The sequence below is a fragment of the Micromonospora sp. NPDC049580 genome (assembly GCF_040675595.1).
In the GTDB taxonomy this organism is placed as follows: domain Bacteria; phylum Actinomycetota; class Actinomycetes; order Mycobacteriales; family Micromonosporaceae; genus Micromonospora.
In genome coordinates this window covers 1-4,205 of sequence record NZ_JBFAPG010000520.1, presented here as the reverse complement: position 1 = coordinate 4,205, position 4,205 = coordinate 1, and the positions used below count along the sequence as shown (strand labels likewise).

Genomic DNA, 4,205 nt, shown 5'->3' with positions numbered 1-4,205 from the left:
GCGGTCAGCGCGGGCGGGGTGCCCCGACGGGCGCACGTCGCCGGCCGGGACAGCTTCCCGCTGCGTCGCGTGCAGCCCGGCGGCTGGTCCCAGTCGCGCTATCAGCGCGCCGCCATGGAGGCGTGGCACCAGAACGCCGGCGACGTGACCGCCGCGACCGTGCAGCTGGCCGACAGGGTCGGCGCGGACGTGGTGGTGGTGGCCGGCGACGTCCGGGCCACCGGCATGATCGCCGCCCAGATGCCGGAGCGCTGGCAGGACCTGGTGGTCCGTACCGACGCCGGGTCCCGGGCCGGCGGCGCCGACCAGACCATGCTCGACGACCTCACCGTGCAGACCATCGCGGAGGTCGCCGACCAGCGGATCACCGCCGCGCTGGACCGTTTCGGCGTGCAGGAGGACGTGGGCGCCGGTCTCGACGCGGTCGTCTCGGCCCTGCAACGCAACCAGGTCGACACCATGCTGATCGTGGACGACCCGTCGGCCAACGGGGAGTTGTGGATCGGCCCGGAGCCGACCGAGATCGCCGTCGACCCCGGCCAGCTCAGCGCGATGTCGGTGGACGACCCCCAGCGGGTACGCGCCGACGCGGCGCTGGTCCGCGCGCTGGTCGGCACCGACGCGGCGTTGACCGTGCTCGGCGCGGACGAGGCGCCCGAGCTCACCGACGGCGTCGGCGCGGTGCTGCGCTACGTCGACGAAGGCACCCCGGGGCGCGGCAATGGCTGAGCGCCGTGTCGCGGACCTGGTGGTGGAGCGGCTGCGGGCCTGGCGGGTCCCGCGCGCCTTCGGCTACCCCGGCGCGGCGATCGCCCCGCTGGTCGAGGCGCTGGACCGCTCCGGGGGTGATCCGGCGTTCGTCCCGGCCCGGCACGAGGAGACCGCCTCGTTCATGGCCACCGGGCACGCCAAGTTCACCGGCGGCATCGGGGTCTGCCTGGCCACCCAGGGGCCCAGCGCGGTGCAACTGCTCAACGGCCTCTACGACGCGAAGCTGGACAGCAAACCGGTCGTCGCGATCGTCGGCGAGGACGTCACCGGGCCCCTGGGCGGCGCGCACCAGCAGATCGGTTTGAGCCGGCTCTTCGGCGACGTGTGCAACCAGTTCGTCCAGTACGGCCGCAGCCCGGAGAGCGTACCGGCGCTGCTGGACCAGGCGTTCCGCACCGCGGCGGCGACCCGCAGCCCGACCTGTGTGGTGCTGCCTCGGCACCTGCAGGAGGCCGTGGTGCCCGACCTGGGCGCGCACGCGGTCGGCGTGATCACGGCGACTCCCGGTGAGCCGCTGGCCCGGGTGCTGCCGTACGAGGTGGACCTCGACGCCGCCGCGCAGATCCTCGGCAACGGCCAGCGCACCGCGATCCTGGTGGGCCAGGGGGGCCGGGGCGCCGCCGACGAGATCATCGAGCTGGCCGACCGGCTCGGCGCCGGGGTGGCCACCTCGCTGCTGGGCAAGCCGGTCCTCGACGAGCGGCTGCCCTTCCACGCCGGCGTGCTCGGCGAGGTCGGCACGCCGGCCGCCGCCGAGCTGATGGGCGGCTGCGACACGCTCCTGCTGGTCGGCACCAACGACCCGTGGACCGACTACTACCCGATGCCCGACCAGGCCCGCACCGTGCAGATCGACATCGACGGCACCCGCATCGGCAGCCGGTACCCGGCCGACGTGCCCCTGGTCGGGGACGCGGCCGAGACGCTGCGCGCGCTGCTGGCGCGGGAGCCGTCGCGGCCGCACCAGCAGTGGCGTGCCACGGTGGAGAGCGCGGTCGACCGCTGGCGGGCGACCGCGGCCGACCGGGCCGCCGCGCCCGCCGAACCGATCAACCCGCAGCTCGTGCTCCAGGAACTCTCCACCCGGGCGCCGCGGACCGGCTCGGTCGCGGTCGACGTCGGCTCGGTCCTCTACTGGTACGCCCGGCACCTCGTCCTGCCGCCCGGGGTGAACGCGCAACTGTGCGGCACCCTCGGCTCGATGGGCTGCGCCCTGCCGTACGCGGTGGCCGCCAAACTCGCCGCGCCCGGCCAGCCGGTGATCGCCCTGCTCGGCGACGGCGCCATGCAGCTCAACGGGCTCGCCGAGCTGATCACGGTGTCGCACCACTGGCAGGGGTGGGCCGACCCACGGTTGGTGGTGCTCGTGCTCAACAACCGCGACCAGAACGGCATGGGCGGTGGCCGGGAGCCGTCGTCCGACCTCACCCACCGGCGCCCGGACGTGCCGTACGCCGGCTGGGCCCGCCTGCTCGGGCTGCACGGTGTCCGGGTGGACCGCCCGGAACTGGTCGGCGCCGCCTGGGACGAGGCGCTCGCCGCGGACCGCCCCTGCGTCCTGGAAGCGGTAGTCGACCCGGCGGTGTCGTTGGCGCCGCCGGAGCCGGCCTTCGCCGACCTGCGCGGACTGTATGCCGAGGGGGAGGGCGCCCGGCGGGTACGCGAGCAGGTCGAGCAGGCGGTGGCCGTCGACGATCTCGTTTAGGCGTACCTCTTCAGGGCATCAGTAGCGGCCCGACGACGCTGGAGGTCACATGCTGGAGCCCGCCGACCGCGGCTACGGTCCCGCGCCCCTGCCGCAGCCGCGCGGTCCGCTGTCCGCAGCGGTGACCGATGCGCTGCGGCGTCCGCCGTACGACCTGCCTCCCGGCCTGGGCGTCGACCTCGATCCGGTGGACGCGATCGGCGACGAGGACCTGCAACTGACCCTGTTCCTCTGCTACGAGCTGCACTACCGGGGCTGGAGCGGGGTGGACGAGGGCTGGGAGTGGCAGCCCGCGCTGCTGGCCCTGCGGGCCCGCGTCGAACGGCCCTTCGAGGCGGCGCTGCGCCGGCTGGCCGGAGCCCCGGCGGTACCGGCCGGTGGGGTCGCGGCCGGATTGGGCGAGCTGGTCGCTGCCGACGACGGGCCGCCGCTGGCCGCCACGCTCCAGCGGCACGCCGACCTCACCCAGTTCCGCGAGTTCGTCGCCCACCGTTCCGTCTACCACCTGCGCGAGGCGGACCCGCACAGCTGGGCGCTGCCCCGCCTCGGCGGTCCCGCCAAGGCCGCCCTCGTCGAGATCCAGACCGACGAGTACGGCAACGGCCGGCTGGACCGGATGCACGCCGAGCTGTTCCGGCGCACCCTCGACCGGTTGGGTATGGACACCGGCTACGGCGCCCACCTGGACGCGGTGCCCGCGGTGACGCTGGCGACCAACAACCTGATGTCGCTGTTCGGGCTGCACCGACGGCTGCGCGGCGCGCTGCTCGGGCACCTGGCGGCCTTCGAGATGACCTCGTCCCTGCCGAACCGCCGCTACGGCAACGGCCTGCGCCGGCTCGGCCTCGACGAGGTGGCCACCCGCTTCTACGACGAGCACGTGGAGGCCGACGCGGTGCACGAGCAGATCGCCGCGCACGACCTGTGCGGCGGCCTGGTCCGTACCGAGCCGGCGCTCGCCTCCGACGTGCTCTTCGGCGCGGCGGCGGCGCTCGCGGTGGACCGGCTGTTCGCGGCGCACCTGCTGGACAGTTGGGCCGCCGGCCGCAGCTCACTGCGGTCGCCACTGCCGCTGTCGACCGCGCCGGCCGTGCCGCCGCTGGTGTCGCTCACCGCGACGCCGACCGTGGTGACGCCGGTCCAGCCCGCCGTCGCCTGACGGCTTCGCCTGGTCAGCTCCGCCCGGTCAGCCCTCGCGGGCGGTGCCGGCCCGGAAGTTGACCACCTTGTGGGTGCCGTCGCAGAACGGCTTGAGCGCCGACTTGCCACACCGGCACAGAGCGATCGTGCCCCGGCGTGCGTCGATCCGCTCGCCGTCCGGAGTGACCAGGGCGAAGTCGCCGCGGACCAGGAGCGGGCCGTCCTCGTACGGGGTGATCGTGGCGGCGGACTCGCCGGTGTCCTCGGTGCGCATGAGCCCGGAAGTGCCCGCCCCGGCCGCGACGAAACCCCGCGCGCACGTCGTGGGTCGCTCAGGTCCGATCGTCCCCGCCGGCCCGCTCCCGCCGCCCGGAGCCAATCGTCGCCGAACGCCGCTGACCTGTGGAATGTTGCCGCCGGGTGGGTGATGCCCCGTTTGAACCCCATCGGGACGGGAAGCCGGGCCGCGTGGTGAGCGAACGAGGCAAGGTGGGCCCGGTGCACAAGATGCACAAGGGGCTGTCGGCCGACGGCGCCGGTCTGGCCGGCGACCGGGTCGTGGCCCAGGGCAGCGCCGCCCGGGTGCTGG

At 74.8% G+C, this 4,205-nt stretch carries 4 protein-coding genes; 3 read left to right on the top strand and 1 reads right to left on the bottom strand.

Annotated features, from left to right (window positions below):
* From AB0J68_RS28265 to AB0J68_RS28255, 3 genes are all read left to right on the top strand, one after another.
* Nucleotides 1-729 (top strand): Vms1/Ankzf1 family peptidyl-tRNA hydrolase (locus AB0J68_RS28265; protein WP_363941447.1); only part of this gene is annotated, 729 nt, incomplete at its 5' end.
* A complete protein-coding gene (locus tag AB0J68_RS28260) occupies nt 722-2,476 on the top strand; it encodes a thiamine pyrophosphate-binding protein (RefSeq protein WP_363941444.1) in 1,755 nt (584 codons plus the stop codon). The genes AB0J68_RS28265 and AB0J68_RS28260, both read left to right, overlap by 8 nt.
* A gap of 49 nt (nt 2,477-2,525) precedes the next feature.
* Entirely contained in the window at nt 2,526-3,635 is a 1,110-nt protein-coding gene (locus AB0J68_RS28255; protein WP_363941442.1) for an iron-containing redox enzyme family protein, read from the top strand.
* 27 nt (nt 3,636-3,662) lie between these two features.
* On the opposite strand, the gene AB0J68_RS28250 is transcribed toward AB0J68_RS28255, so the two are convergent.
* The gene (locus AB0J68_RS28250; protein ID WP_354863236.1) at nt 3,663-3,890 is read right to left on the bottom strand and encodes a CDGSH iron-sulfur domain-containing protein; all 228 of its coding nucleotides are present in this window, start codon (nt 3,888-3,890) and stop codon (nt 3,663-3,665) included.
* Nucleotides 3,891-4,205: the final 315 nt, after the last annotated feature.